This is a genomic window from Cryobacterium sinapicolor (assembly GCF_004403465.1).
GTDB classification, from domain to species: domain Bacteria; phylum Actinomycetota; class Actinomycetes; order Actinomycetales; family Microbacteriaceae; genus Cryobacterium; species Cryobacterium sinapicolor.
This window is the reverse complement of record NZ_SOGQ01000055.1, coordinates 43,407-67,883: the sequence shown is the minus strand read 5'-3', so window position 1 is coordinate 67,883 and position 24,477 is coordinate 43,407. Positions and strand designations below refer to the sequence as shown.

General features: G+C 66.8%; 23 protein-coding genes and 2 tRNA genes. 3 read left to right on the top strand and 22 right to left on the bottom strand.

Annotated features, from left to right (window positions below; translation table 11 throughout):
• Positions 1-42: 42 nt before the first annotated feature.
• From mltG to E3T28_RS11185, 7 genes are all read right to left on the bottom strand, one after another.
• Complete coding sequence (gene mltG, locus E3T28_RS11215; protein WP_241979298.1) at positions 43-1,308, bottom strand: endolytic transglycosylase MltG; 1,266 nt, start codon at positions 1,306-1,308, stop codon at positions 43-45.
• Positions 1,305-1,829: a Holliday junction resolvase RuvX gene (gene ruvX, locus E3T28_RS11210; protein WP_174776816.1), complete on the bottom strand. Its 525-nt coding sequence runs from the start codon at positions 1,827-1,829 to the stop codon at positions 1,305-1,307. The genes mltG and ruvX overlap by 4 nt, the downstream gene beginning before the upstream one ends.
• Positions 1,830-1,832: 3 nt before the next feature.
• On the bottom strand, positions 1,833-4,487 hold the full coding sequence (alaS, locus tag E3T28_RS11205) for an alanine--tRNA ligase (protein WP_134431044.1): 2,655 nt from the start codon (positions 4,485-4,487) through the stop codon (positions 1,833-1,835).
• Between the two features lie 41 nt (positions 4,488-4,528).
• On the bottom strand, positions 4,529-4,759 hold the full coding sequence (locus tag E3T28_RS11200) for a hypothetical protein (protein WP_134431041.1): 231 nt from the start codon (positions 4,757-4,759) through the stop codon (positions 4,529-4,531).
• 134 nt (positions 4,760-4,893) lie between these two features.
• Entirely contained in the window at positions 4,894-5,268 is a 375-nt protein-coding gene (locus E3T28_RS11195) for a DUF948 domain-containing protein (RefSeq protein ID WP_134431038.1), read from the bottom strand.
• 133 nt (positions 5,269-5,401) lie between these two features.
• The gene (rpsD, locus tag E3T28_RS11190; RefSeq protein ID WP_104100497.1) at positions 5,402-6,031 is read right to left on the bottom strand and encodes a 30S ribosomal protein S4; all 630 of its coding nucleotides are present in this window, start codon (positions 6,029-6,031) and stop codon (positions 5,402-5,404) included.
• Between the two features lie 215 nt (positions 6,032-6,246).
• Positions 6,247-7,587, bottom strand: a complete 1,341-nt coding sequence (locus E3T28_RS11185) for a replication-associated recombination protein A (RefSeq protein WP_134431035.1) — start codon at positions 7,585-7,587, stop codon at positions 6,247-6,249.
• Positions 7,588-7,762: 175 nt separating this feature from the next.
• On the opposite strand from E3T28_RS11185, the gene E3T28_RS11180 reads away from it, so the two are divergent.
• From E3T28_RS11180 to E3T28_RS11170, 3 genes are all read left to right on the top strand, one after another.
• Complete coding sequence (locus E3T28_RS11180; RefSeq protein ID WP_134431032.1) at positions 7,763-8,563, top strand: peptidylprolyl isomerase; 801 nt, start codon at positions 7,763-7,765, stop codon at positions 8,561-8,563.
• 89 nt (positions 8,564-8,652) lie between these two features.
• On the top strand, positions 8,653-9,885 hold the full coding sequence (locus E3T28_RS11175; protein ID WP_134431029.1) for a DUF349 domain-containing protein: 1,233 nt from the start codon (positions 8,653-8,655) through the stop codon (positions 9,883-9,885).
• A gap of 89 nt (positions 9,886-9,974) precedes the next feature.
• Positions 9,975-10,553 (top strand): hypothetical protein, encoded by a 579-nt coding sequence (locus E3T28_RS11170; RefSeq protein ID WP_134431026.1) that lies wholly within the window; start codon positions 9,975-9,977, stop codon positions 10,551-10,553.
• 10 nt (positions 10,554-10,563) lie between these two features.
• On the opposite strand, the gene E3T28_RS11165 is transcribed toward E3T28_RS11170, so the two are convergent.
• From E3T28_RS11165 to E3T28_RS11095, 15 genes are all read right to left on the bottom strand, one after another.
• Entirely contained in the window at positions 10,564-12,837 is a 2,274-nt protein-coding gene (locus E3T28_RS11165) for a RelA/SpoT family protein (protein WP_134431023.1), read from the bottom strand.
• Positions 12,838-12,953: 116 nt separating this feature from the next.
• Positions 12,954-13,967, bottom strand: coding sequence for a protein translocase subunit SecF (gene secF / locus E3T28_RS11160; RefSeq protein ID WP_134431020.1), 1,014 nt, complete (start codon positions 13,965-13,967; stop codon positions 12,954-12,956).
• Entirely contained in the window at positions 13,967-15,703 is a 1,737-nt protein-coding gene (gene secD, locus E3T28_RS11155; protein WP_134431017.1) for a protein translocase subunit SecD, read from the bottom strand. The genes secF and secD overlap by 1 nt, the downstream gene beginning before the upstream one ends.
• 67 nt (positions 15,704-15,770) lie before the next feature.
• Complete coding sequence (gene yajC / locus E3T28_RS11150; RefSeq protein ID WP_241979297.1) at positions 15,771-16,136, bottom strand: preprotein translocase subunit YajC; 366 nt, start codon at positions 16,134-16,136, stop codon at positions 15,771-15,773.
• A 120-nt stretch (positions 16,137-16,256) separates the two neighbouring features.
• The gene (gene ruvB / locus E3T28_RS11145; RefSeq protein WP_134431011.1) at positions 16,257-17,324 is read right to left on the bottom strand and encodes a Holliday junction branch migration DNA helicase RuvB; all 1,068 of its coding nucleotides are present in this window, start codon (positions 17,322-17,324) and stop codon (positions 16,257-16,259) included.
• Positions 17,321-17,944 carry a Holliday junction branch migration protein RuvA gene (gene ruvA, locus E3T28_RS11140; protein ID WP_134431008.1) on the bottom strand — a complete coding sequence of 208 codons (624 nt, stop codon included), beginning with the start codon at positions 17,942-17,944 and terminating at the stop codon, positions 17,321-17,323. Before ruvA ends, ruvB begins: the two co-directional genes overlap by 4 nt.
• The gene (gene ruvC / locus E3T28_RS11135; RefSeq protein ID WP_134431005.1) at positions 17,941-18,543 is read right to left on the bottom strand and encodes a crossover junction endodeoxyribonuclease RuvC; all 603 of its coding nucleotides are present in this window, start codon (positions 18,541-18,543) and stop codon (positions 17,941-17,943) included. Before ruvC ends, ruvA begins: the two co-directional genes overlap by 4 nt.
• Before the next feature lie 6 nt (positions 18,544-18,549).
• Entirely contained in the window at positions 18,550-19,314 is a 765-nt protein-coding gene (locus tag E3T28_RS11130) for a YebC/PmpR family DNA-binding transcriptional regulator (RefSeq protein WP_134431002.1), read from the bottom strand.
• A 148-nt stretch (positions 19,315-19,462) separates the two neighbouring features.
• Positions 19,463-20,005, bottom strand: a complete 543-nt coding sequence (locus E3T28_RS11125) for a DUF1697 domain-containing protein (RefSeq protein WP_134430999.1) — start codon at positions 20,003-20,005, stop codon at positions 19,463-19,465.
• A 9-nt stretch (positions 20,006-20,014) separates the two neighbouring features.
• The gene (gene pdxT / locus E3T28_RS11120) at positions 20,015-20,608 is read right to left on the bottom strand and encodes a pyridoxal 5'-phosphate synthase glutaminase subunit PdxT (RefSeq protein WP_134430996.1); all 594 of its coding nucleotides are present in this window, start codon (positions 20,606-20,608) and stop codon (positions 20,015-20,017) included.
• Positions 20,609-20,618: 10 nt separating this feature from the next.
• The gene (gene pdxS / locus E3T28_RS11115; protein ID WP_134430993.1) at positions 20,619-21,515 is read right to left on the bottom strand and encodes a pyridoxal 5'-phosphate synthase lyase subunit PdxS; all 897 of its coding nucleotides are present in this window, start codon (positions 21,513-21,515) and stop codon (positions 20,619-20,621) included.
• 68 nt (positions 21,516-21,583) lie between these two features.
• Positions 21,584-22,147 carry an HIT family protein gene (locus tag E3T28_RS11110; protein ID WP_134430991.1) on the bottom strand — a complete coding sequence of 188 codons (564 nt, stop codon included), beginning with the start codon at positions 22,145-22,147 and terminating at the stop codon, positions 21,584-21,586.
• A 1-nt stretch (position 22,148) separates the two neighbouring features.
• Positions 22,149-24,071 (bottom strand): threonine--tRNA ligase, encoded by a 1,923-nt coding sequence (gene thrS / locus E3T28_RS11105; RefSeq protein ID WP_241979302.1) that lies wholly within the window; start codon positions 24,069-24,071, stop codon positions 22,149-22,151.
• A gap of 195 nt (positions 24,072-24,266) precedes the next feature.
• Positions 24,267-24,338 (bottom strand) — tRNA-Val (locus E3T28_RS11100).
• Positions 24,339-24,364: 26 nt separating this feature from the next.
• Positions 24,365-24,438, bottom strand: a tRNA-Cys gene (locus tag E3T28_RS11095).
• Positions 24,439-24,477 lie beyond the last annotated feature (39 nt).

The following is a 24,477-nucleotide window of genomic DNA, read 5'->3' as shown; positions in this document are numbered from 1 at the left end:
GGTCCCAGTCCTCTTCGGGGCTTTCGGCGGTACTCGGTGCACTCAGCCGTATTCGGGGTGTTCGGCCATCCAGGCCAGCCATTTGTCGACCGCGGCGTCGTGCTCCTCGATCGTGGTCGAAAAGATAGTCTCACCCGTGTCGAGGTTCCAGGACACGAAGTACAACCAGCTGCCGTCGGCCGGGTTCACTGCGGCGTCGATCGCGACGTCGCCGGGGTTCGAAATCGGTCCCGCGGGGAGCCCGGGGTGCACGTAGGTGTTGTAGGGGTTCCCGGCGTCGGCGCGCTCGGCATCCGTCGTCTTCACCCGATCCGTCGCCCCGGTGCCGTAGGCCACGGTCGCGTCTGACTGCATGAGTCCACTCGGCCACTGCGCCGGGTCGAGCCGGTTGAGGAAGACGCGGGAAACCCGGTAGAAGTCCTCCGTGAGCCCCGCCTCACGCTGGATCAAGGCCGCGAGAACGATGGTCTTCCAGCGGTTCTCGGGTGCGACGCCGGCCGCGTCAAGCGCCTCGAACTGGCGGTCGACGAGCGTGCGGATGGCCTCGGTCGCCGTGGTCTCCGGCGGGAACGTGTAAGTGGCCGGGAACAGGAACCCTTCGAGGGTGGTGGCCGCGCTCGGCAGACCGAAGGGCCCGACGTCGGCGGCCGCGGCCTCGAGATCGGCCAGGGAGATGCTGGTGCCCTCGCTGATCAGCTGGAGCACCGACACGGTCGTGGTCCCCTCGGGAATCACCACGGTCTGTTCGAGCTTGCTGTCCGGGTCGAGCAGGGCGTCGAGGGCGGCGCGGGCGCTCATCTGGCTCGCCAGGCGGTAGGCGCCGGGCTGGAACACCGGTTCCGGGGCCTCCGCGCGGAGCAGCTCGTAGAACGCGTCGTAACTCTTCACCACGTCCTGGGCGACCAGGGAGTTCGCGATGTCCTGACCCGTTTCGCCGTCGTGGATCATCACGACGACCTCGTCGTCTCCGGAGCCGTCGTAGTCCGCCGGTCCCTGGACCATGGCGATCACCGTGCCGATCGGTTCCTGGAGAAGGAAGGCGGCGGCGCCGGCCAGGCCCACCATCACCAGGAGGACGATCAGGCAGCCCCAGACCCTCCGACGGCTTCGCTTCCTCTTCCGCGGCGCCGGTGCGGAGTCCAGCAGAGCGCGACGACTCGACCGGGTGCCGTCTTCTCTTGACTCGCGGATGGCCCGGCGCGAGCCCAGCGAGTCGCTGGAGCCCAGCGGGACGTTCGGGACGTTCGGGACGCTCGGGTCGCTCGGGTCGCTCGGAGGTCCACTGCCATCGGCGGGAGAGGGTGTCATCGTGTCGGCTGCCCTTCATTCGGTGCGGCAGCTGGGGAGATCGCGGCTGAACGCGGTTCGGGCACGGGATCGACGGCGGTGCCGGCGGGTGTGCCGAGGGCGCGTTCGGTGTCGAGGGCGTGCTGCAGGATGATGACCGCGGCGACTTGATCGACCACGGGTTTCTGGGTTTTGGCCTTCCGCCCCGCGGCGCGCAGAACCGATTGCGCCGCCACGGTGGACAGGCGCTCGTCGACCAGGCGCACCGGCACGCTCAGGGACCGGGCCAGGACCTCGGCAAAACCGACGGCATCGTCCGTTGACGCGGTTCTGTTTCCGGAGAGGGCGAGCGGCAGCCCGACCACGACCTCGACGGCGTCGAGGTCGGCCACCACGGCCTCGATCCGGGCCACGTCAGAGCTGCCCGTGTGGTCGCGGCTCACGGTCTCGACCGGGGTCGCCAGCATGCCATGGGAATCGCTGCGGGCCAGCCCGATCCGGGCTTTACCGACGTCGACTCCGACCCGCACACCGTGACGCATGGATCAGCCTGCTACGGCGGATCGTACGGCGGCGAGGGCATCCGGAATGGCGGCAGTGTCGGTGCCGCCGCCCTGAGCGAGGTCGTCCTTGCCGCCGCCGCCGCCGCCGAGGATGCCGGCCACCTGCTTCGCCAGGGCGCCGGCGCGATGGCCGGCCTCCCGGGACGCGGGGTTGGTGGCCACGATGACGACGGGCTTGTCGGCGACAACAGCAGCGAGGGCCACGACCGCCGGCGTGCTGCCGAGCTGGGTTCGGGTGGCCGTGACCAGCATCCGCAGTTCGTCGGCGGAGTGGAGCGTTCCGATGTGCTCGGCCACGACGCTGACGGACCCTGCCAGCGCGGCCGACGCGACGAGGGCCGGTACCTTGTCGGAGAGGGCCCGAGCCTCGAACGCCGCGATCTTCTTCTCGGCGGCCTTGAGGTTCTGCACCAGCTCGTTGATCCGCTCCGGCAGCTGCTCCCGGGGCGTCTTCAGGTTCGCGGTCAACTGGGAGACGAGAGCCCGCTCGGCGGCCAGGTCGCGGAAGGCCTCGAGGCCGACCAGCGATTCCACGCGGCGGTTGGTGGAACCGACCGAACCCTCGCTGACGAGGTTGATCATGCCGATCTCGGCGCTGGAGGTGACGTGGGTTCCAGCACACAGCTCGCGCGACCAAGGGCCGCCGATGTCGACGACGCGCACACGGTCGCCGTACTTCTCACTGAACAGCGCCATCGCGCCCAGCGCCTTCGCCTCGGCCAGCGGCAGCTCACGGGTGAGCACGGGCAGGTTGTCACGGATGGCGTTGTTGGAGATCTCTTCGATCTCGCTGCGGGTCGCCGGGGACAGCGCCTGGTTCCAGGAGAAGTCGAGGCGGAAGAAGCCGGCCTTGTTATACGAACCGGACTGGTGGGCGTTCGGGCCGAGCACCTGGCGCAGGGCTGCGTGCAGCACGTGGGTGCCGGAGTGAGCCTGCCGGGCGCCGCGGCGCCAGTCGGGGTCGACGACGCTGGTCGCAGCCTCCCCGACGCCGACCTCGCCGGAGCGAACCTGTACCTTGTGGCTGATCAGTCCCTTGACGGGCTTCTGCACGTCGAGCACCTCGAGCTCGTAGCCGATGCCCACGATCAGGCCGGCGTCCGCCTCCTGGCCGCCGGATTCCGCGTAGAGGGCCGTCTCGGCCAGGATGACCTCGGCGATCTCGCCGGAAACGGCGCGGTCCACGGAGAATCCGTCGACGATGATCCCCAGCACGCTGGATTCGGTGCGGAGGGCGTCGTAGCCCGTGAAGACGGTCTCCCCGACGGCCCGGAAGGCGCTGTAGACCGACAGGTCGGCGAGGTGCGTCTTCTTGGCTTTGGCGTCGGCCTTGGCCATCGCCCGCTGCTTCGCCATGAGGGTGTCGAAGGCCTCACGGTTGACGCTGAGCCCGGCCTCCTCGGCCATCTCGAGGGTGATTTCGATCGGGAAACCGTAGGTGTCGTGCAGGAGGAACGCGGTGTCGCCCGGTAGGACGGCCCGGTCCGCCTTCTTGGTCTTCGCGACGGCCAGGTCCAGCACGGCGCTGCCGCTGGCGAGTGTGCGCAGGAACGTCTCCTCTTCGGCGTAGGCGGCCTGGCTGATCCGGGAGTAGTCGGTCTTGACCTCGGGGTATGCGCCGGCCATGGCATCGCGCGAGGCCGGGAACAATTCGGGGAAGGTCGCGGCGTCGACGCCGAGGAGGCGCATGGCGCGCACGCTGCGGCGCATCAGGCGGCGCAGGATGTACCCGCGACCCTCGTTGGACGGCATCACTCCGTCGCTCATCAGCATCAGGGACGACCGCACGTGGTCGGCGACGATGCGCATCCGCACGTCGTCGTCATTGTCAGCCCCGTAGCGGCGGCCGGACAGTTCAGCGGCCCGGTCGAGTACCGGGCGGACCTGGTCGATCTCGTACATGTTCTGCACGCCCTGCTTGAGGAACGCGACGCGCTCGAGGCCCATGCCGGTGTCGATGTTCTTCTTCGGCAGATCGCCGAGGATGACGAAGTCGTTCTTGCTGGTGCCCTCGCCGCGGAGGTACTGCATGAAGACGAGGTTCCAGATTTCGACGTAGCGGTCGTCGTCGGTGGCCGGGCCGCCGTCGACGCCGTAGGCCGGGCCGCGGTCGAAGAAGATTTCGGAGCAGGGGCCGGCGGGCCCGGGCTGGCCGGTCGACCAGTAGTTGGTGTCCATGCCGAGGCGCTGGATGCGGTGCTCGGGCAGGCCGAGGGCGCGCCAGTAGCGGAAAGCCTCGTCGTCGTCCTCGTAGACGGTGACCCAGAGATCCTTCTCGGCGAAACCGTAGCCGCCATCGGCCTCGGCGCCGGTCAGCAGCTCCCAGGCGTAGCCGATCGCCTGTTCCTTGAAGTAGTCGCCGAACGAGAAGTTGCCGTTCATCTGGAAGAAGGTGCCGTGACGCGGCGTCTTGCCGACTTCTTCGATGTCGTTGGTGCGGATGCACTTCTGCACGCTCGTGGCCCGCGGGTACGGCGCCGGAACGAGGCCGGTCAGATAGGGGACGAACGGAACCATCCCGGCCACCGTGAAGAGAAGTGTGGGGTCGTCGCTGACCAACGAGGCGGAGGGGACGACGGTGTGACCGCGATCGGCGAAGAAGTCGAGCCAGCGCCCGCGAATTTCAGCAGTCTGCATTAGTTCCGTAGTTCGTTGTAGCGGAAAAGATGGGATGTCACTTACTTGGCGAGGTTGTCGATCGCGCCTTCGGTGTCCGACGCGATGTCGCCGATGGCGTCCCGCAGCTCGGCCTCGCGCTTGCGATAGCCGTCCGAGATGGCCTCGCCGAATTCCCGCGCCTTGGTGTCGAGGTCGGCGAAGAATTGCTTGCCCTGACGCGTCTTGCCGCCTTCACGGGCAAACAGGAGCCCCGTAGTCACGCCGACGACAAACCAGATGAAACTCTTCATGACAATGCTCCCTGAATATGTGTGGAGACCCAGATAGGTGCTGAAACGATGGTGCTCCCGGCGGTTCGAGTGCCTCGAACGACCGCCTGACCGGCGAATCCCAGACGGGGCCGGCTCCCTCCCAGAGTACCCGACTACCTGAGGCGCCGACGGGTGCCGCCCGGGCGGGCACCCCCGAGGGCTGCGCGCACCCCCGCGGAGAAGCCGGCGAGCTTGACCAGCGGTCCGCCGACGGTGGCCGCGACGAGGGCGACCAGCGCGGAGACGTTGCCCGTGACATCCGCCACGTTCGAGGTGATGGTGTCGACCCGGGCCAGCTGGGCGTTGGTCTCCTGGATGGTCTTGGTGGATTCTTCGAGCAGCGGCGTGGCGCTGTGGGTCAGGTCACGGATGGCCAGGGTCGTCTCGTCGAAGACCCGGCCGAGTTTGAACAGCGGCACGGCCAGGAACCCGACCAGCCCCAGGAAGGCAGCCGCAAACACGAGCCCGACGATATCTCCACCCGACATTGACCAACCATCCATTCCAGATTCGGCATTCACGAGCAGGTGCGCCTACGCAAAGAGCGGACCACCCCACGGGTGATCCGCTCTCCAGCGTAGTTCAGTTGCAGCGCCTGCCGGCGGTGCGGGTGGACCGAGTTTAGCGGGCCGCGTAGTACTCGACGACGAGCTGGACTTCACACGTCACGGGGATTTCGATGCGCTTCGGGCGGCGCACGAGGCGGGCCTGCAGCTTGTCGATCTCGACCTCGAGGTACGCGGGGAGCTTGGGCAGAACGTCGACGTGACCGCCGGCTGCTGCAACCTGGAACGGCTCCATGGCTTCGCTCTTGGGCTTGACGTGGATGAGCTGACCCGGCTTCACGCGGAAGGAGGGTCGGTCGACCAATTGGCCATCGATCAGGATGTGACGGTGCACGATCATCTGACGGGCCTGAGCGGTGGTGCGGGCGATGGCGGAGCGGACGAGAAGAGCGTCGAGACGGGTCTCGAGGATCTCGACGAGGTTTTCACCGGTCAGTCCCTGGGCGCGGCGAGCTTCCTCGAACGCGATCTTAAGCTGAGCTTCGCGGATGCCGTACTGGGCGCGTAAGCGCTGCTTTTCGCGGAGACGGACGGCGTAGTCGGAGTCGGTCTTGCGCTTGGTGCGACCGTGCTCGCCCGGTGCGTACGGACGCTTCTCGAGGTAGCGAGCGGCCTTCGGGGTCAGGGCGATGCCCAGGGCCCGCGAGAGGCGGGTCTTACTGCGGGTACGTGACTTGGTAGACACGGTGTCCTTTCGATGGAACTGCAAACAAGGGGAAACCAGGGCGCGGGCCGGCGAGTCTGACCGCACAGGCACGGCGTCATGGGAGTTCAGAGGGGTGGTGCCACGGGACGCCCGGCTACAGAGCGAAACCCATCCAGACTGAAATCGGACGCAGCCGCATGCCGATTCCAGTTGTAGGCACAATTCAGGCTAGCACAGCGTCACGCTCGGGCCGCCTACCGGGCACGGATGATCTTCCGTAGCTTGGCGAGGCGGGCCGACACCTCGCGCTCGTGCCCATGCTCGGTCGGCTCGTAGTAGCGCACCTCGGTGAGCTCGTCCGGCGGGTACTGCTGGGCGAGCACGCCGAGGGCGTCGTCGTGGGGGTACTTGTAGCCCTTGCCGTGGCCGAGGCGTTTGGCGCCCGGATAGTGGGCATCCCGCAAGGGTTTGGGTACCCGGCCGGTCTTGCCGCTGCGCACATCGGCGATGGCCGCATCCAAGGCCAGATAGGCGGCATTGGACTTGGGTGCGGTCGCGAGATGCACGACGGCCTGCGCGAGCGGGATACGCCCCTCGGGCATGCCGATGTACTGCACGGCGTCCGCTGCCGCGATGGCGATCAGCAGTGCCTGCGGGTCGGCCATGCCGATGTCCTCCGAGGCCAGCACGATGATGCGGCGGCAGATGAACCGGGGATCTTCGCCGGCCTCGATCATGCGCGCGAGATAGTGCAGGGACGCGTCGACGTCCGAACCGCGCACCGATTTGATGAAGGCGCTGATGACGTCGTAGTGCTCATCGCCGTTGCGGTCGTAGCGCAGCAGCGCACGGTCCACGGCGAGGGCGACGATCTCGGTCGTGATGACCGGCTTGGCGGCAGACTCCGCGTCGACGGAGGACGCCGCGGCCACCGAACCGGCTTCCAGGGCAGTCAGCGCCCGCCGGGCGTCACCCGACGCGAGACGGATGATCGCGGCCCGGGCCTCGGCGTCGAGCACGAATCGGTCGGCCAGGCCGCGGGGGTCGACGACGGCCCGGTCGACGACGATGCCGAGATCGTCGTCGCTCAGCGTCTCGAGGGTCAGCAACAGGGAACGCGACAGCAGCGGCGAGATGACGGAGAACGAGGGGTTCTCGGTGGTGGCGGCCACGAGGATGATGACCCCGTTCTCCACCCCGGGGAGGAGGGCGTCCTGCTGGGCCTTGCTGAACCGGTGGATCTCGTCGAGGAACAGCACGGTGGAGAGTCCGTAGAGGTCCCGGCTCGTGCGTGCCTCCTCCATCACCTGGCGCACATCCCGCACGCCGGCCGACACGGCGGACAGTTCGACGAACCGTCGCCCCGAGCTGCGCGCGATGGCCTGAGCCAGGGTGGTCTTACCGGTTCCGGGCGGGCCCCACAGGATGACGGAGACTGCGCCCTGCTCCCCCGTCTTGTCACTGGCCAGGCTGACCAGCGGGGAGCCGGGTGTGAGCAGGTGCTTCTGGCCGGCGACCTCCTCGAGGCTCGTCGGGCGCATCCGCACGGCAAGGGGTGTGGCGCCGCTGCGCAGTCCCGGTTGTGAATCCACCATGGAACCAGCGTAGTTTGTGCCGGTGACCGGGCCGATCCTGAATCCGGCGCTGCTCGGAGCGGATGTTTGTCTGCCCTCCCCGGGTTGCGTAGAGTTCAACGTGGTTCAGGCGCTAGACGCCGGAGCCGTCACTGCTCGATCGGGCCTCTTCCGGAGGCAGCCTGGAGGCTACGACGTGGTACCGAACAAGAAGCAAGAACGTGAGGCCCGGGAGGGTCGGGTGCGAGTGCGCGCCTTCCAGGCTCGGCGCGCGGTGAATGCGCAGCAGGTGACACGGCGCCGCCGGGACAACCTCATCGCCGGCGTCGGTGTGGTCGCGGTTGTGGCCCTGGCCGTCGGCGCCCAGGTTCTGTTCTTCGCCGAGGGCCCCGGCGACACGGCTCCCTCCGCCGCAGCCTCCGACTCCCCCAGCGCGTCCGCCGCACCGGCGGATGACGGGAACACCGGCGACGTGCCGTCCAGCACCCTGGCGGAGGACCGCGCCTGGACAGGCACCCTCGCCCTCAACGACATCCCCCTCGAGATCGAGCTGGACGGAGCCCTCGCCCCTCAGGCGGTGTCCTCAACCATCGACCTGATCAACACCGGTTTCTACCAGGACGTGACCTGTCACCGGCTCACCGACGGCGGTTTCTTCGTACTGCAGTGCGGTGACCCGGACGGAACGGGGTCAGGTGGCCCCGGCTACAGCTATGGTCCGATCGAGAACGCCCCCGAGGGCGACGTGTACCCGGCCGGCACCCTGGCCATGGCCCGACAGGGCGGAAACGCCTACAGTATGGGCAGCCAGTTCTTCATCGTCTACGAGGACACGACCATCCCCGCGGACGCGGTGGGCGGCTACACGGTCCTCGGCCGGGTGACCGATGGACTGGACGATATCAAGGCCAAGATCACGGATGCCGGCGTTGCCGACGGCTCTTCGGACGGCACCCCGCAGGTTCCGACCAGCATCACTCAGGTATCAGTTCAGTAGAACAGACAAACAGCGCGCGGGCTTGCAATAGGCTTGACCGGGTATTGGCTCACTTGTGAGCACACAACGACATCAATAAGGTGAGGCTCTTGACTACGACAGATCAGCAACCATGGGGTCGCGTAGACGAAACCGGCACGGTTTACGTGCGCGAAGCAACAGGCGAACGCGCCGTCGGACAGTACCCCGACGCGACGCCGGAAGAGGCACTTGCCTACTTCGAACGTAAATACGTTGAGCTCAACGGCCAGGTCACGCTTCTCGAGCAGCGCGCCAAGGGTGGCGCACCTGCCGCCGACATCGCGAAATCCGTCAAGCACCTGACGGAGACCGTGGCGAACGCGAACGCGGTCGGCAACCTGGCAGCGCTGGCCGCTCGCCTGGGTGCCCTCGGCGGCGCAGTGACGGAGCTCACCGAACAGCAGGGTGCCGACGCGAAGGCCGCAGCGACCGCCGCCGTCGCCGAGCGTGCCGCGATCGTCGCCGAGGCCGAGGCTCTCGCCGCCGAAGACCCGGCCAAGACGCAGTGGAAGCAGACCAGCGCCGCACTCGAAGCGTTGTTCGCGAAGTGGCAGGCCCACCAGCACGACGCCCCGCGTATCCCCAAGGGTGAGGCGAACGACCTGTGGAAGCGGTTCCGTGCGGCCCGAACCACGATCGAGCAGAACCGCAAGGCGTTCTTCGCCGAGCTGGACAGCGCCCACAAGGACGTTCGCAACCGCAAGCAGCACCTGATCGAGCAGGCCGAGGCCCTCGCACCTAAGGGCGCCGATGGTATCCCGGCCTACCGCAACCTCCTCGACGAGTGGAAGCTCGCGGGCCGCAGCGGAAAGAAGCAGGACGACGCGATGTGGGCCAAGTTCAAAGCGGCCGGCGACGTGCTCTACTCGGTCAAGTCTGAAATCGACGCGCACGACGACGAGGAGTTCGCAGGCAACCTGACTCTGAAGCTCGAGCTCCTCACCGAGGCCGAACTTCTGCTGACGGAGACGGACCGGGCCAAGGCGCGCGCCGCGCTGAGTTCCATCCAGCGCCGGTGGGACGACATCGGCAAGGTGCCGCGCGACTCGGTCAAGTCCGTCGAGGACCGCATGCGCAAGGTCGAGGCTGCCGTGCGCAAGCTCGACGACGACCACTGGAAGCGCAACAACCCGGAGACCAAGGCGCGCGCCGAGGGTCTGGCCGGCCAGCTGCACGATGCCATTGCCAAGCTTGAGGCCGAGCTGGCCGTCGCGCAGGCTGGTGGGGACGCAGCGGCGATCACGGAAGCCACGGAGGCTCTCGAGACCCGCAAGGCGTGGCTGAAGGCCATCGGCCAGTAAAGCGCCGTCCACAGCACGACGAACGGGGATCTGTCCACAGATCCCCGTTTTTCGTGGGGCGGGTGCGCACCGGGTCGCACGCTTGGTCGATGAACTCACGCCTTCCTGCAGTGCTCTCGGCCCGCGACCTGCCGCTCGCGGAACTGTGCGGGGCCCGTCTTGACGGGGAACTCTTCCCGCTGGGCGACTTCTGGTGCCCGGTTGACGTAGTCGACGACCCGGCCGGGCGCGCCCGTGCCGTCGGCTTGCTGATCAGGTCGTCGCGGGCCATCGCGGAACGACTGACCGCTGCCTGGATCTACGGTTTGGCCCCGGAGCCCCGCCGTCACCACTTCTGCGTGCAGACGTCCGCCCGGATGAAGCTGGTGCCCTCACCCCGGCTGCAGATCCGAGAGGTCCGCGCTCCCGCGGACCAGTTGCAGACCATCTCCGACCTCCGGGTCACACTCCCCCTGCGCACTGCCATCGACCTCGCCCGCTGCCCCGGGGAGACCGCCGACGACGCCCGGGTTCCGCTCATCGCCGCCCTGCTGCGGCTGGCCGGGTGCACCAGCGTCGAGCCCGCCCAGCGCCTGTGCCTGGCCCCGAACCAGCCGTTCAAGGCTAAGACCCTCACCCGCCTGCGGGAGGTGCAACGGTACCTCGATGAGCATCCGTGCCCGGACTGAAGCCTCCCGCTCAGCCCTCGTTGACGCGGTACACGTCATAGACGGCGTCGATGCGGCGCACGGCGTTGAGCACGCGGTCCAGGTGGGTGGTGTCGCCCATTTCGAAGACGAAACGGCTGATCGCGAGTCGATCGCTGGAGGTATGCACGGTCGCCGAGAGGATGTTGACGTGATGCTCGGACAGGACCCGGGTGACGTCGGAGAGCAGCCCGGAGCGGTCGAGCGCCTCGATCTGGATCTGTACCAGGAAGAGGCTCTTGGAGGTCGGCGCCCAGTCGACGTCGATCATGCGCTCAGGTTCCTTGAGCAGGGACTGCACGTTGCGACAGGATGCCTGGTGCACCGAAACCCCGGCGCCGCGCGTGATGAACCCCACTACCTTGTCGCCCGGAACGGGCGTGCAGCAGCGGGCCAGTTTCACCAGGATGTCGGGGGCGCCGCGCACAAGGATACCCGAATCGCTGTTGCGGAGCGTCTGGGTGCGGCCGTGTGGAGCGAACGGCAGATCCGTGGCGTCGCTTTCCTCGACGCTCTGCAGGGTGGCGACGACCTTCTCCAGCACCGACTGGGTCGACACATGCCCCTCGCCGACGGCCGCGTACAGGGCGGAGACGTCCTCGTACTTCATCACCGCGGCAACCTCGGCGAACGAGTCCTGGTTCATCAGCTTCTGCAGCGGCAGGTTCTGCTTGCGCATGGCACGCGCGATGGCGTCCCGACCCTGCTCGATCGCCTCGTCGCGGCGCTCCTTGGTGAACCACTGTCGGATCTTGTTGCGGGCACGCGGGCTCTTGACGAAGTTCAGCCAGTCCTTGCTGGGCCCCGAGTCGGGATTCTTGGAGGTGAAGACCTCGACGACGTCTCCGGTGACGAGCGGGCTTTCCAGGGGGACAAGACGTCCGTTGACTTTGGCGCCCATGGTGCGATGGCCAACCTCGGTGTGCACGGCATAGGCGAAGTCGACGGGGGTGGCGTCGGCCGGCAGGCCGATGACCCGGCCCTTGGGGGTGAAGACGTAGACCTCTTTGGCGCCGATCTCATAGCGCAACGAGTCGAGGAACTCCCCCGGATCGGCCGTTTCGGCCTGCCAGTCGGAGATGTGGGCGAGCCAGGCCATGTCGGTGTCGCTCTGCGGGCCGGGCCCGGAACTCTTGCCGTTGACCTGTTCCTTGTACTTCCAGTGCGAGGCCACGCCGAATTCGGCGCGCTGGTGCATCTCCTGGGTTCGGATCTGGATTTCCACGGCGCGGCCGCTCGGACCGAGGACCGTGGTGTGCAGGGACTGATACAGATTGAATTTGGGAGTGGCGATGTAGTCCTTGAACCGGCCGGGCAGGGGCGTCCAGCGGGCATGGATAGCGCCGAGGACCGCGTAGCAGTCCCGCACCGAGTTGACGAGCACCCGGATGCCGACGAGATCGTAGATGTCGTCGAACTCCCGGCCGCGCACGACCATCTTCTGGTAGATCGAGTAGTACTGCTTGGGCCGGCCGGCGACCTTGCCTCGGATGCGGGCGGCCTTCAGATCGTCGACGATCGAGTCAATGACGTGCTGGACGAACTCTTCGCGCTGCGGGGTGCGCTGCTTGACGAGGCTGTCGATCTCGGCGTACAGCTTGGGGTACAGCACCGCGAAGGAGAGGTCTTCGAGTTCCCACTTGATTGTCTGGATGCCGAGCCGATGTGCCAGTGGCGCGTAGATCTCCAGGGTCTCGGTGGCCTTCCGCACCGCGGACTCGGCGGGAACGAAGCCCCAGGTGCGCGCGTTGTGAAGCCGGTCGGCGAGCTTGATGATCAGTACCCGGATGTCCTTGGACATGGCCACGATCATCTTGCGCACGGTCTCGGCCTGGGTGCTGTCGCCGTACTTGACCTTGTCCAGCTTGGTGACGCCGTCGACCAGCATGGTGATCTCGTCGCCGTAGTCGGTCCGCAGTTGGTCGAGCGTGTACTCGGTGTCTTCCACGGTGTCGTGCAGCAGGGCAGCCGAGACGGTTTTGGGTCCGATGCCCAGGTCGGCCAGGATCTGCGCGACCGCGACCGGATGCGTGATGTAGGGCTCCCCGCTGCGGCGGAACTGACCTTCGTGCGCCTGCTCCGCGGTGACGTAGGCCCGTTCGATGATCGACAGATCCACCTTGGGATGGTGCATCCGCACGGTCTTCAGAAGCGTGTCGACCGCGCCGACGGGCTGGGCCCGGGAGAAGATCCGTGGCACCAGGCGTCGGAGGGAAGCCGGCGGCAGCGGTGTCGGGGAGGCAGGAGGAGTTGTCAGTTCGGTCATCTGGCCACCTCCATCCATTTGATCAATTATCACCGCTCCCGAGCCGAATCGGATACCACTTCCGGCTCGGGTGCGGGCCGCCCTGCCCGTGCCTATCTGCCGTCCAGGCCGTGCACCTAGGCGCGGACTTCCTCCGCCACCCTGGGAGCGGGTCCGGCCTTGGCCCGCAGGGCGAGAACCTTCTGGTCGGACTTCCGCACAGCCGGCTCCGCGGAGCGGATCTGGGCGTACAGGGGGGACGCGATGAAGATTGTCGAGTAGGCGCCGGCGATGATGCCGATCAGGAGTGCCAGCGAGATGTCCCGCAGGGTGCCGGCACCGAGCACAAGGGTTCCGATGAAGAGGATCGACGCGACCGGCAGCACGGCGACGACCGAAGTGTTGATCGAGCGCACCAGGGTTTGGTTCACGGCCAGGTTCACCGACTCGGCGAACGTGCGCGTCTCCGCGCCGGGCTCCGAGGTGTTCTCCCGAATCTTGTCGAAAACCACGACCGTGTCGTAAAGCGAGTAGCCGAGGATCGTGAGGAATCCGATCACGGCTGCGGGGGTGATCTCGAATCCGGTGATTCCGTAGATCCCGGCGGTGATGACGAGGTCGTGCATCAGCGCGGTCATGGCCGCGAGAGACATCTTCCAGGTGCGGAAGTACAGGGCCATGCCGATGGCGGCGAGCACGAGGAAGATGATGAGTCCGCGCAGAGCCTGACCGGTGATGTCCTGGCCCCAGACCGGGCCGATGAAGGATGCGGTGACCTGTTCGACCGGCACGGCGTAGGCATCGGCCAGGGCGGCGCGAATCTCTCGGGTCTCGTCGCTGGTGAGCTGGTCGGTCTGCACGCGGATACCGGTGGTGCTGACGCTGGACACCTTCGGAACCGCCAGGGGCACGACCTCGGTCACGGCGTCGGCGGCCACTGCCTGATCCTGTTCGGCGACCTGGGAGACCACGAACTCGGAGCCACCCGTGAACTCGATGCCGAAGACGAAGCCGCCGCGCAGCTGAGGAACCACGATGGCCACGAAGAGCGCCACCACGGCGACCAAGTACCAGGTCTTGCGGCGCCCGACGATGTCGAATGAGCGCTTTCCGGTGTGCAGGTCGTTGCCGAACTGGGAGAAGCTGGCCATTAGGAATCCTTCCCGTCGGTCGATCGATCCGCTGTGGAACCGACGAGTTCTGACGCCTTGCGCTCAGCGATGGTCTGACGCTTGGCCGCCTCACGGCTGGCCGAGGACAGTTTGGCGGACGGGAGGTCATCCGAGGGGCGGAATTTTGCCCGGCCGCGGTAGGTGGCACCCAGCGCCCGCGGGTCGAGGCCGCTGAGCCTGTGGCCGTCGCTGAAGAACTTCGTGCGCGCCAGTAGTTGGAGCATCGGGTGGGTGAACAGCATCACCACGAGCACGTCGACGAGCGTGGTCAGCCCGAGGGTGAGGGCGAAGCCCTTCACGTTGCCGACGGCGACTATGAACAGGACGCCGGCCGCCAGGATGTTGACCGCGTCGGAGGCGAGGATGGTGCGCAGGGCGCGTTTCCAGCCTGCTTCGACCGATGATTCGAGACCGCGCCCGTCCCGGAGTTCGTCGCGCACCCGCTCGAAGTAGACGATGAAGGAGTCCGCGGTGATACCGATCGCGACGATAAGACCCGCGACACCGGCGAGCGAGAGCCGGTAGCCCTCACGCCAGGAGAGGATCGTGATCAGCAGGTAGGTGATGATCGCGGCAACCGAGAGGGACGCGACCGTGACGAGGCCGAGCAGCCGGTACTGGATCAGGGAGTAGAGCACGACCAGGACGAGTCCGATCAGACCGGCGATCAGACCACCGGTGAGTTGACTGGACCCGAGCGTCGCCGAGATGGTGTCCTGGCTCTGCACGGCGAAGCTGAGTGGTAGGGCGCCGAACTTGAGCTGGTCGGCGAGGGCTTTCGACGAGTCCTGGTCGAAGTCACCGCTGATCTGTGCGTTGCCGTCCGTGATGGCCGCCAGGGTGCGCGGGGCGGAGATCACGTTGCCGTCGAGCACGATCGCGAACTGGTTCTGCGCTCCGGTGAGGGCGTTCAGCCGTGTGCTGACGTCGGCGAAGGCCTTGGTGCCGGTGCCGTCGAAGGTGATGTTGACAACCCATTCGCCGGTTGTGGCCCCGCTCTGCGTGGTCTGCTGGCCGTTGGTCGCATCGGAGACGTTTTCGCCGCTGACCTCGACCGGGCCGAGGATGTATTTGATGGAGCCGTCGGCTTCACAGGTGACGAGTGGCTCACCGGCCGGAGCCACATTGGTGGTGTCGATCCGGCTGCAGTCGAAGGCCTCGTACTGTGCCTGGAGAGCGGGGGTGATCCAGTTCAGGTCGCTCCCGTCGGTGGGCACCGCCGTCGGGGTGCTCTCCAGGTTCGGGTCGACCGCGGGGGTCGGGGCCGGGGTCATGACCCCGTCCTCTCCCACGATGTCTTCACCGACGCTGGCCGCGGACGGGGCGCCTGCCACCAGAACCGGACGGAACTCGAGCTTCGCCGAGGACTCAATCCGGTTGATCGTCTCGTCGTCCGGCACACCGGGGATGGACACGACGATGTTCTGGCCGCCCTGCGTGTTGATCTCCGCCTCAGAGACGCCCGCCGAGTCGATGCGCTGCCGGATGATCTTGACGGCCTCGTTGAGCTGCTCTGAGGACACGGACTGCCCCGACTCGAGCTTCGGCGCGAGAATGATCTGCGTGCCGCCCTCGAGGTCCAGGGCCAGCTTGGGCGTCCAGGATCCACTGCCGGTGAGAACGCCGGCCGTGTTGAGCGCGATCAGGCCGACGATGATCACCCCCAGCCATGTGAGGGAACGCCAGGCCTTTTTGGCCGGAGACGACTTTGCCACCAGAGAACTCAGCTTTCTATGCTCATGCTCATGCCCGCGCCGGGGCGCGGGCATGGAGAGGGATTGGTTACGCGTCGCCCTTTTTGGGCTCGTCGTCGGAGTCGGCGACGCGCTGGCCGAAGTCGGGCTCGCCCATAACGGTGGCGTTGCCCTGGTTCAGCTCGGCGACGCCCTCTTCTGCGGGCTCGGCCACGATCGGCTCGACGACGCGCGCGATGGTCTGACGGTGCAGCTGCACGACGGTACCGGGCGCAATCTCGAGGGCGACCTTATTGGCCTCCTCATCGATCGCGAGAATGGTGCCGTACATACCGAAGTTGGTCATGACCTCAGCGCCGACGACCATCTGGGCCTGCAGGGCGGCGAGGTCCTTCTGGCGCTTGCGGCTGTTGCGGAACATGAAGAACACGAGCGCCGCGAGAACGGCGAGCATGACAAGAGTCAACGGATCCATAAAACTGTGTGACCTTCCGGTTGCGGCACGTAGCCGAAGTCTGTGCGGGCCGGCTCCTCAGAGAACCGGCACGAATGGTTCCAAGCGAACCAACTCGAATTATAGATCATCCAGCATAAGAGGGACGGTCGGCCCGCCTGCCAGAGGCGCGGCGAGGCCGAAATGCCGCCACGCTTCCGTGGTCGCCACTCGGCCGCGCGGAGTGCGCATCAGGAACCCGATCCGCACCAGGAACGGCTCCACGACGGCCTCGATGGTCTCGGATTCCTCCCCCACGGACACCGCGAGAGTGTTGAGGCCCACGGGCCCTCCCCCAAAACGGGTCAGGATGATGCGCATCACCTCTCGGTCGAGCCGGTCGAGCCCGATGGCGTCGACGTCGTAGAGCTCCAGTGCGGCATGCACCGCTGCCACATCGGCGTCTCCGCCGTGCACCAGCGCGTAGTCCCGCACCCGTCGGAGCAGTCGGTTGGCGATTCGGGGTGTGCCACGGCACCGCCCGGCGATCTCGGCGATGGCCTCCGTGTCGATCACCAGGTCGAGTAGTTTGGCCGCCCGACCGAGCACCTGCTCGAGTTCATGGTCGGCGTAGAACTCCAGGTGGGCGGTGAAGCCGAACCGGTCGCGCAGCGGGTTGGGCAGCAGCCCGGACCGGGTCGTGGCGCCGACAAGGGTGAACGGTGCCAACTCGAGCGGAACCGAGGTGGCGCCGGCGCCCTTGCCAACCATGATGTCGATGCGGAAGTCCTCCATCGCCAGGTAGAGCATCTCCTCGGCGGAACGGGCCATCCGATGGATCTCGTCGATGAACAGCACCTCGCCGGGCACCAGCGAGGACAGCACGGCGGCCAGGTCGCCGGCGTGCTGGATGGCGGGGCCGCTGGACATCCGCAGCGGACGGTTGCCCTCGTAGGCGATGATCATGGCCAGAGTGGTCTTGCCGAGTCCGGGCGGGCCGGCCAGCAGGATGTGGTCGGGGGTGCGGCTCTGCATGGTGGCCGCGGTGAGGAGCAGCTGCAGCTGCCCTCGCACCTTCTGCTGGCCGACGAACTCGCCCAGGCTACGCGGGCGGAGGGCTCCCTCGAAGGCCAGCTCGGCGTCGCCTTCGAGTTCCGGCCTGGTCAGTTCCACGCCGGGGTCACCGGCCAGGCCCTGCCCGCCGCTCATGAGCGGCGCTCCGATGCCTGCTGGGCCGGGCCGAGTCTGGTGAGCACGAGGCGGAGGAGCGCTGCGACGCCGACCTGTTCGGGTTCGAGGGTTTCGGCAAGGGTCTCGTCCACGACCTGGGCGGCCACCTTCTCCGACCAGCCCAGCCCGATCAGGGCGGCCTGCACGTTGGCGGACGCACTGGTGGGTGCCGGGCGGGCGGATGCCGCCGCTGTGGTCGTCACGAACACCTTACCGGCCAGGGAGAGCACGATGAGTTTGGCCGTTTTCGGCCCGATGCCGCTGACCTTGCGGAAGGCGCCGTCGTCTTCGGCCGAGACGGCCTGGGCGATCTGGCCGGGGCTGAGCACCGCGAGCACGCCAAGGGCCGATTTCGGACCGACCCCGGTGACGCCGACCAGAAGCTCGAAGACCTCGAGTTCGTCGGCGGATGGGAAGCCGTAGAGGGTGAGCGAGTCCTCGCGCACGATGAGGGTGGTCGAAAGGCGGGCCTCCGTGCCGACGCGCAGGGAGAGGGCCGTGGCCGGGGTGACCTGAACGGCCAGTCCGACTCCCCCGACCTCGATCACGGCCGCGGGACCCACGGCAGACAGGACAAGGCCACGAACGGAAGAAATCACCGCTTCAGACTACGGGGCACCGGCGACACTGCGCTGCGCTCGGCGGCGCGCCATGCCTTCTGAGCCGGGGTCAGAGTGCCGGGCACCACGTCGACGCTGGTCGGCAGGGTGCCGCCAGCCGCCCCGGTGCGCCAGGCGTGGCAGATCGCGATGGCCAGCGCGTCCGCGGCATCCGCGGGCTTGGGCACCTCGGCCAGGCCCAACACCCGCGCGACCATGGTGCCGACCTGAGCCTTGTCGGCAGACCCGTAGCCGGTTATGGCGGCCTTGACCTCGCTCGGGGTGTGCAGGGTGACCGTCAACCCTCGCTGGGCGGCGAGGAGAAGCGCGACGCCGCTGATCTGGGCGGTCCCCATCACGGTTCTGACGTTGTTCTGGGCGAATACCCGCTCGATCGCGACGACGGCCGGCTTGTGCCGGTCGAGCAGGTCCTCCAGGCCCCGACTGATCAGCAGGAGCCTCTGCTCGAGCGGCAGATCGGGCGAGCTGCGCAGCACGGTCACATCGACCAGGGTCGCGGATCGGTTGCCGGCGACGTCGACGATGCCGACACCGCAGCGGGTCAGCCCGGGATCAATGCCCAGAACCCGGACCGACACGGCGCGCTACTCGGCTTCGGCCTGAAGCTCCGCGATGACCTCGGGCGACACATCGTAGTTGCTGTAGATGTTCTGCACGTCGTCCAGTTCTTCGAGTGCGTCGATCAGCCGGAACACCTTGCGGGCGGTCTCGGCGTCGACCTCGACCTTGAGTTGAGGCACGAACGCGATGTCGGCCGAGTCGTAGTCGATCCCGGCTGTCTGCAGGGCGGAGCGGGTCGCCACGAGATCGTGGGCTTCGCTGAAGACCTCGAACTTCTCGCCGTCGTCGACGACCTCTTCGGCACCCGCGTCGAGCACGGCGAGGAGCACGTCGTCTTCGGTGAGGGCGGCGCTCTTCGGCACGACGACGATGCCCTTGCGGTGGAAGTTGTAGGCCACGCTGCCCGGATCGGCCATGTTGCCACCGTTGCGGGACATCGTCGTGCGCACCTCGGCAGCTGCGCGGTTCTTATTGTCGGTCAGACACTCGATCATGACGGCGACACCGTGCGCGGCGTAGCCCTCGTACATGATGGTCGTGTAGTCGACGACTTCGCCGGACAGGCCGGCGCCGCGCTTGACGGCCCGGTCGATGTTGTCGTTGGGCACAGAGGTCTTCTTGGCCTTCTGGATCGCGTCGACCAGGGTCGGGTTGCCCGACAGGTCGGCGCCACCCATGCGGGCCGCGACTTCGATGTTCTTGATCAACTTGGCGAAGGCCTTGGCCCGACGCGAGTCGGTGACCGCCTTCTGGTGCTTCGTTGTCGCCCACTTGGAATGTCCGGACATGAGTCTCCCGTTGTCTTTGGCTGTCGTGACGTGGCTGTCGATTGGCGCCGGGGTGCTTGCTGCCACTGGTCGCTGCACTGTTGTGCCACTGGTCGCTGCACCTTGAGGTGCGCCTCATTCTAACCCGCGATGCCTGATGGGACGGGTTTCACGCGCCCGGAGCCGATGCGATGAGCTTGTTCAGGGTGCGCAGATTGCGCGTGGTCGTGGTCGACCGGTAGCGGGCCTTCCCGCTCAACTTGCTGAACGGGCTGTTGATGCCGATGCTTCGTCGCACCTGCCAATAGAGCACGCCCACTCCGGGCAGCACCTGCTCCGTTTCCGGATCCGGTTCCCCCGCCGCGTCGATGAGTTCGTCGAGCGGGGACTGATTTGATCCGAACACGACGTACGGATGCCAGCCGTCCCGCTCCGCATCGAACGGGAACGCCCTCACTACGGTGTCGAGGGTGGCGACGCCAAGGAGCACGATCCAGGCCTGGTAGCCGAAGGTGTCGGAGAGCGCACGTTCGATGTCGGCCTTGAGTGCCGCGGCATTCGTTTCGCCCGAGGTGAAGAGCACGTTGCCGCTGGCCAGGACGGTGCGGACATCCGTGCAGCCGAGTGCGCGGAACACATCCTGCAGGTCCGTCATGGCGATCGTGATGCCGTTGACGTTGATTCCGCGCAGGAGCGCCACCCAGCCAGCCATGACCGGAGCCTAGCGGCGGTAGCCGGCGGCGGCCACCTTCTGCAGAAAGTATGCGTGGAAGCGGTGCTCCCCGGTGATCTCGGGGTGGAACGATGTGCCAAGGAGGTTGCCCTGCTCGACCGCGACACAACGGCCGTCCGGGAGAGTGGCCAGTGCGCGGGTGCGCGGCCCGACGGACTCCACCACGGGTGCCCGGATGAATACGGCGTGCACCAGCGGCTCACCGAGCACCGGCACATCGAGGTCAGTTTCAAATGAGAGCGTCTGCGAACCGAAGGCGTTGCGGCGAACCGCGATGTCGAAGCCGCCGATCGTCTGCTGCCCCTGTATGCCGTCGATGACGGTGTCGGCCAGCATGATCAGACCGGCGCAGGTGCCGTAGACAGGCAGGCCGGACCGCACGGCCCCGGCCAACGGTTCGGCCAGGCCGAACGCGCGGGCGAGTTTGTCCATCACGCTGGACTCGCCGCCCGGGATCACGAGCCCGCTGATGCGGGCCAGTTCTTCCGGGCGGCGGATGAGCTCGACCTCGGCGCCGAGGTTCCGAAGAACCACGGCATGCTCACGGAAGTCACCCTGAAGAGCAAGAACTCCAACGCTCACGAACGGGTGGCTACCAGCCGCGCTCGGAGAGGCGGTGCGGGGCGGGCAGGTCGGACACGTTGATGCCGACCATGGCCTCGCCGAGTCCGCGCGAGACGGATGCGATGACGCTGGGGTCGTCGTAGAAGGTGACGGCCTTGACGATCGCGTTGGCACGCGCCTGCGGGTTGCCCGATTTGAAGATGCCGGAGCCGACGAACACGCCGTCCGCGCCCATCTGCATCATCAGGGCTGCGTCGGCGGGAGTGGCCACTCCGCCGGCAACGAAGAGCACGACGGGGAGCTTGCCGGTGGCGGCGATCTCGGCGACGAGCTCATACGGGGCCTGCAGTTCCTTCGCGGCGACGTACAGCTCGTCCTTGCTCAGGGCCGACAGGCGGGCGACCTCACCCTTGATGGTGCGGATGTGCTTCATGGCCTCGGAGACGTCTCCGGTGCCGGCCTCGCCCTTGGACCGGATCATGGCCGCGCCCTCGTTGATGCGCCGCAGCGCCTCACCCAGGTTGGTCGCGCCACAGACGAACGGGACCGTGAAGTTCCACTTGTCGATGTGGTTGACGTAGTCGGCCGGGCTGAGCACCTCGGACTCGTCGATGTAGTCGACGTTCAGGGCCTGCAGGATCTGCGCCTCGACGAAGTGACCGATGCGCGCCTTGGCCATCACCGGGATGGAGACCTCGGCGATGATGCTGTCGATCAGGTCGGGGTCGCTCATCCGGGCGACACCACCCTGGGAACGGATGTCGGCGGGAACCCGCTCAAGGGCCATGACGGCGACAGCACCGGCGTCCTCGGCGATGCGAGCCTGCTCGGCGGTGACGACGTCCATGATGACGCCGCCCTTCATCATGTCGGCGAGTCCACGCTTGACGCGGCTCGAACCAAAGGCGGAAGTGGTTTCAGTCATAGCTGTGATTCTATTCCTTGGGGGTGGTCGGTTCCGTCCGGCGGGTGCCGATGGAGGGTTTTATACGGCTAGTTGCCATCCAGGGGCCAGCCCGCCGCGACTTCGCGCCGCACATCGCCCAGAAGGCGGGGAATCGCCTTCGTTCCGGCGATGATCGGGAAGAAGTTGGAGTCGAGTGCCCAGCGGGGAACGATGTGCTGGTGCAGGTGCTCGGCGATGCCCGCACCGGCGATGCGGCCCTGGTTCATGCCGATGTTGAAACCGTCGCAGTGCGACACCGTCTTCAGCACCCGCATGGCCACCTGGGTGAGGCTGCCGATCTCGGCGATCTCCTCCGGGCTGGCCTCGTCGTACGTGGCGATGTGGCGGTAGGGGCAGACCAGCAGGTGGCCGCTGTTATAGGGGAACAGGTTCAGCAGCACGTAAGCGTGGGTGCCGCGGGCCACGATCAGGGCCTTCTCGTCGGTCATGCTCGGGGCCAGGCAGAAGGGGCAGTCGTCCGGGTGCGGCTGCTGGCCATCCTGGATGTACACCATCCGGTGCGGGGTCCAGAGCCGTTGGAAGGCATCCGGAACCGCGGCGAACTCCGACGACTGCTCGAGTCCCTCGAACTCGTCGTTGGGTACCTCCATCTCAGATCTGGCCCTGTGTCGTGACCTGCGCGCGCGTCTCGATCGCGGCGATGATGCGACGGATGGCCTCATCGGCCGGCACCCCGTTGTCCTGGGTGCCGTCGCGGAACCGGAAGCTGACCGCACCGTTGTCCCGGTCGTCCTCACCGACGATCAACTGGAAGGGGACCTTCGCCTTGGTGTGGTTGCGGATCTTCTTCTGCATGCGGTCGTCGGAGTGGTCGACCTCGGCGCGCACGCCTGCGGCTCTGAGGCGGCCGACGATCTCGTCGAGGTATGGGCCGTATTGCTCGGACACCGGGATGCCGACGACCTGCACCGGGGACAGCCACACCGGGAAGGCACCGGCGTAGTGCTCGGTGAGCACCGCGAAGAAGCGTTCGATCGACCCGAACAGCGCCCGGTGAATCATCACCGGGCGCTGGCGGGAGCCGTCGGGGGCCGTGTACTCGAGGTCGAATCGCTTCGGCAGGTTGAAGTCCAGCTGGATCGTGGACATCTGCCAAGTGCGGCCGATCGCGTCGCGGGCCTGAACCGAGATCTTCGGTCCGTAGAACGCGGCGCCGCCCGGGTCGGCCACGAGCTCGAGCCCGGATGCTTCGGCGACCTCGCGCAGGGTGTCGGTCGCTTCCGCCCAGGCTTCGTCGGTACCGACGAACTTCTTCGGGTCCTTCGTGGAGAGTTCGAGGTAATAGTCCTCGAGACCGTAGTCGGCGAGCAGCTTGAGCACGAAGTTGAGGGTGCCGGTGAGCTCATCCTTCATACCTTCGCGGGTGGTGTAGATGTGCGCGTCATCCTGGGTCATGCCGCGCACCCGGGTGAGGCCGTGCACGACGCCGGACTTCTCGTAGCGGTAGACCGAACCGAACTCGAACAGGCGCATGGGCAGGTCACGGTAGCTGCGGCCGCTGGAGCGGAAGATCAGGTTGTGGAACGGGCAGTTCATCGGCTTGAGGTAGTAGTCGACGCCCTGACGGGTCATGTGGCCATCGGCGTCGTACTCCGCGTCGAGTTTCATCGGTGGGAACATGCCGTCGGCGTACCAATCGAGGTGCCCGGAAGTCTCGAAGAGGTTCGACTTGGTGATGTGCGGGGTGTAGACGAAGTCGTAGCCGGCCTCGGTGTGCCGCTTACGGGAGTAGTTCTCCATCTCCTGGCGGATGATGCCGCCCTTGGGATGGAAGACGGGAAGACCGGAGCCGATCTCCTCGGGGAAGCTGAAGAGGTCGAGTTCGGCGCCGAGCTTGCGGTGGTCCCGCTTGGCTGCCTCCTCCTGGCGTGCCTGGTAAGCGCGCAGTTCGTCCTTGGTGGGCCACGCGGTGCCATAGATGCGCTGCAGCTGCGGGTTCTTCTCCGACCCACGCCAGTAGGCGGCGGCCAGTCGGGTCAGGGAGTATCCGTTGCCGATCATGCGGGTGTTCGGCAGGTGCGGGCCGCGGCACAGGTCTTTCCAGACCGTCTCGCCCGTCTTCGGGTCCACGTTGTCGTAGATGGTGAGTTCGGCGCCGCCGACCTCGACCGACTCGTTATCGGCGGTTTCCGCCGCCCCGCCCTTGAGCCCGATCAATTCGAGCTTGTACGGTTCGGTCGCCAGTTCTTCCCTGGCCTGGTCGTCGGTCACGACGCGGCGCACGAAACGCTGGCCCTGACGGATGATGCGGTCCATGGCTTTCTCAAGGGACTTGACGTCCTCGGGTGTGAACGCCTCCTCGACGTCGAAGTCGTAGTAGAAACCGTCGGTGACGGGCGGGCCGATGCCCAGGCGTGCGGCCGGGTTCACGGTCTGCACGGCCTGCGCGAGCACGTGAGCGGCCGAGTGGCGCAGGATGCCGAGGCCGTCCGGTGAGCCGATGGTCACCGGTTCGACGACATCCGTCGGAGTCACCGTCGTGGCGAGATCCTTGAGCTCGCCGTTGACGCGCATTGCGACAACGGACCGGTCGGTGAATAGCTCAAAGCCGTCAGCCACGTGTATTACTCCTCAGTGTTGTTCGAACCCCCTCAACTTTAGCGGCGCGCCGGAGGGGACCCCTCCGCCGGCCCGACAGGATCGGGCACAGCATTTCGGGTATAGAAAAACCCCAATTTACCGGGGTTTGTCTGTCTCGCACGAACTGTGTGGGCGATACTGGGATCGAACCAGTGACCTCTTCCGTGTCAGGGAAGCGCGCTACCGCTGCGCCAATCGCCCATTTCCTGAGAATCGCTTTTCAGAAGTGGAGGTGGATACGGGATTCGAACCCGTGTATACGGCTTTGCAGGCCGCTGCCTCGCCTCTCGGCCAACCCACCACTTGGGATTCGTACCAAAAAGAATCGGCCTTTCGGCCG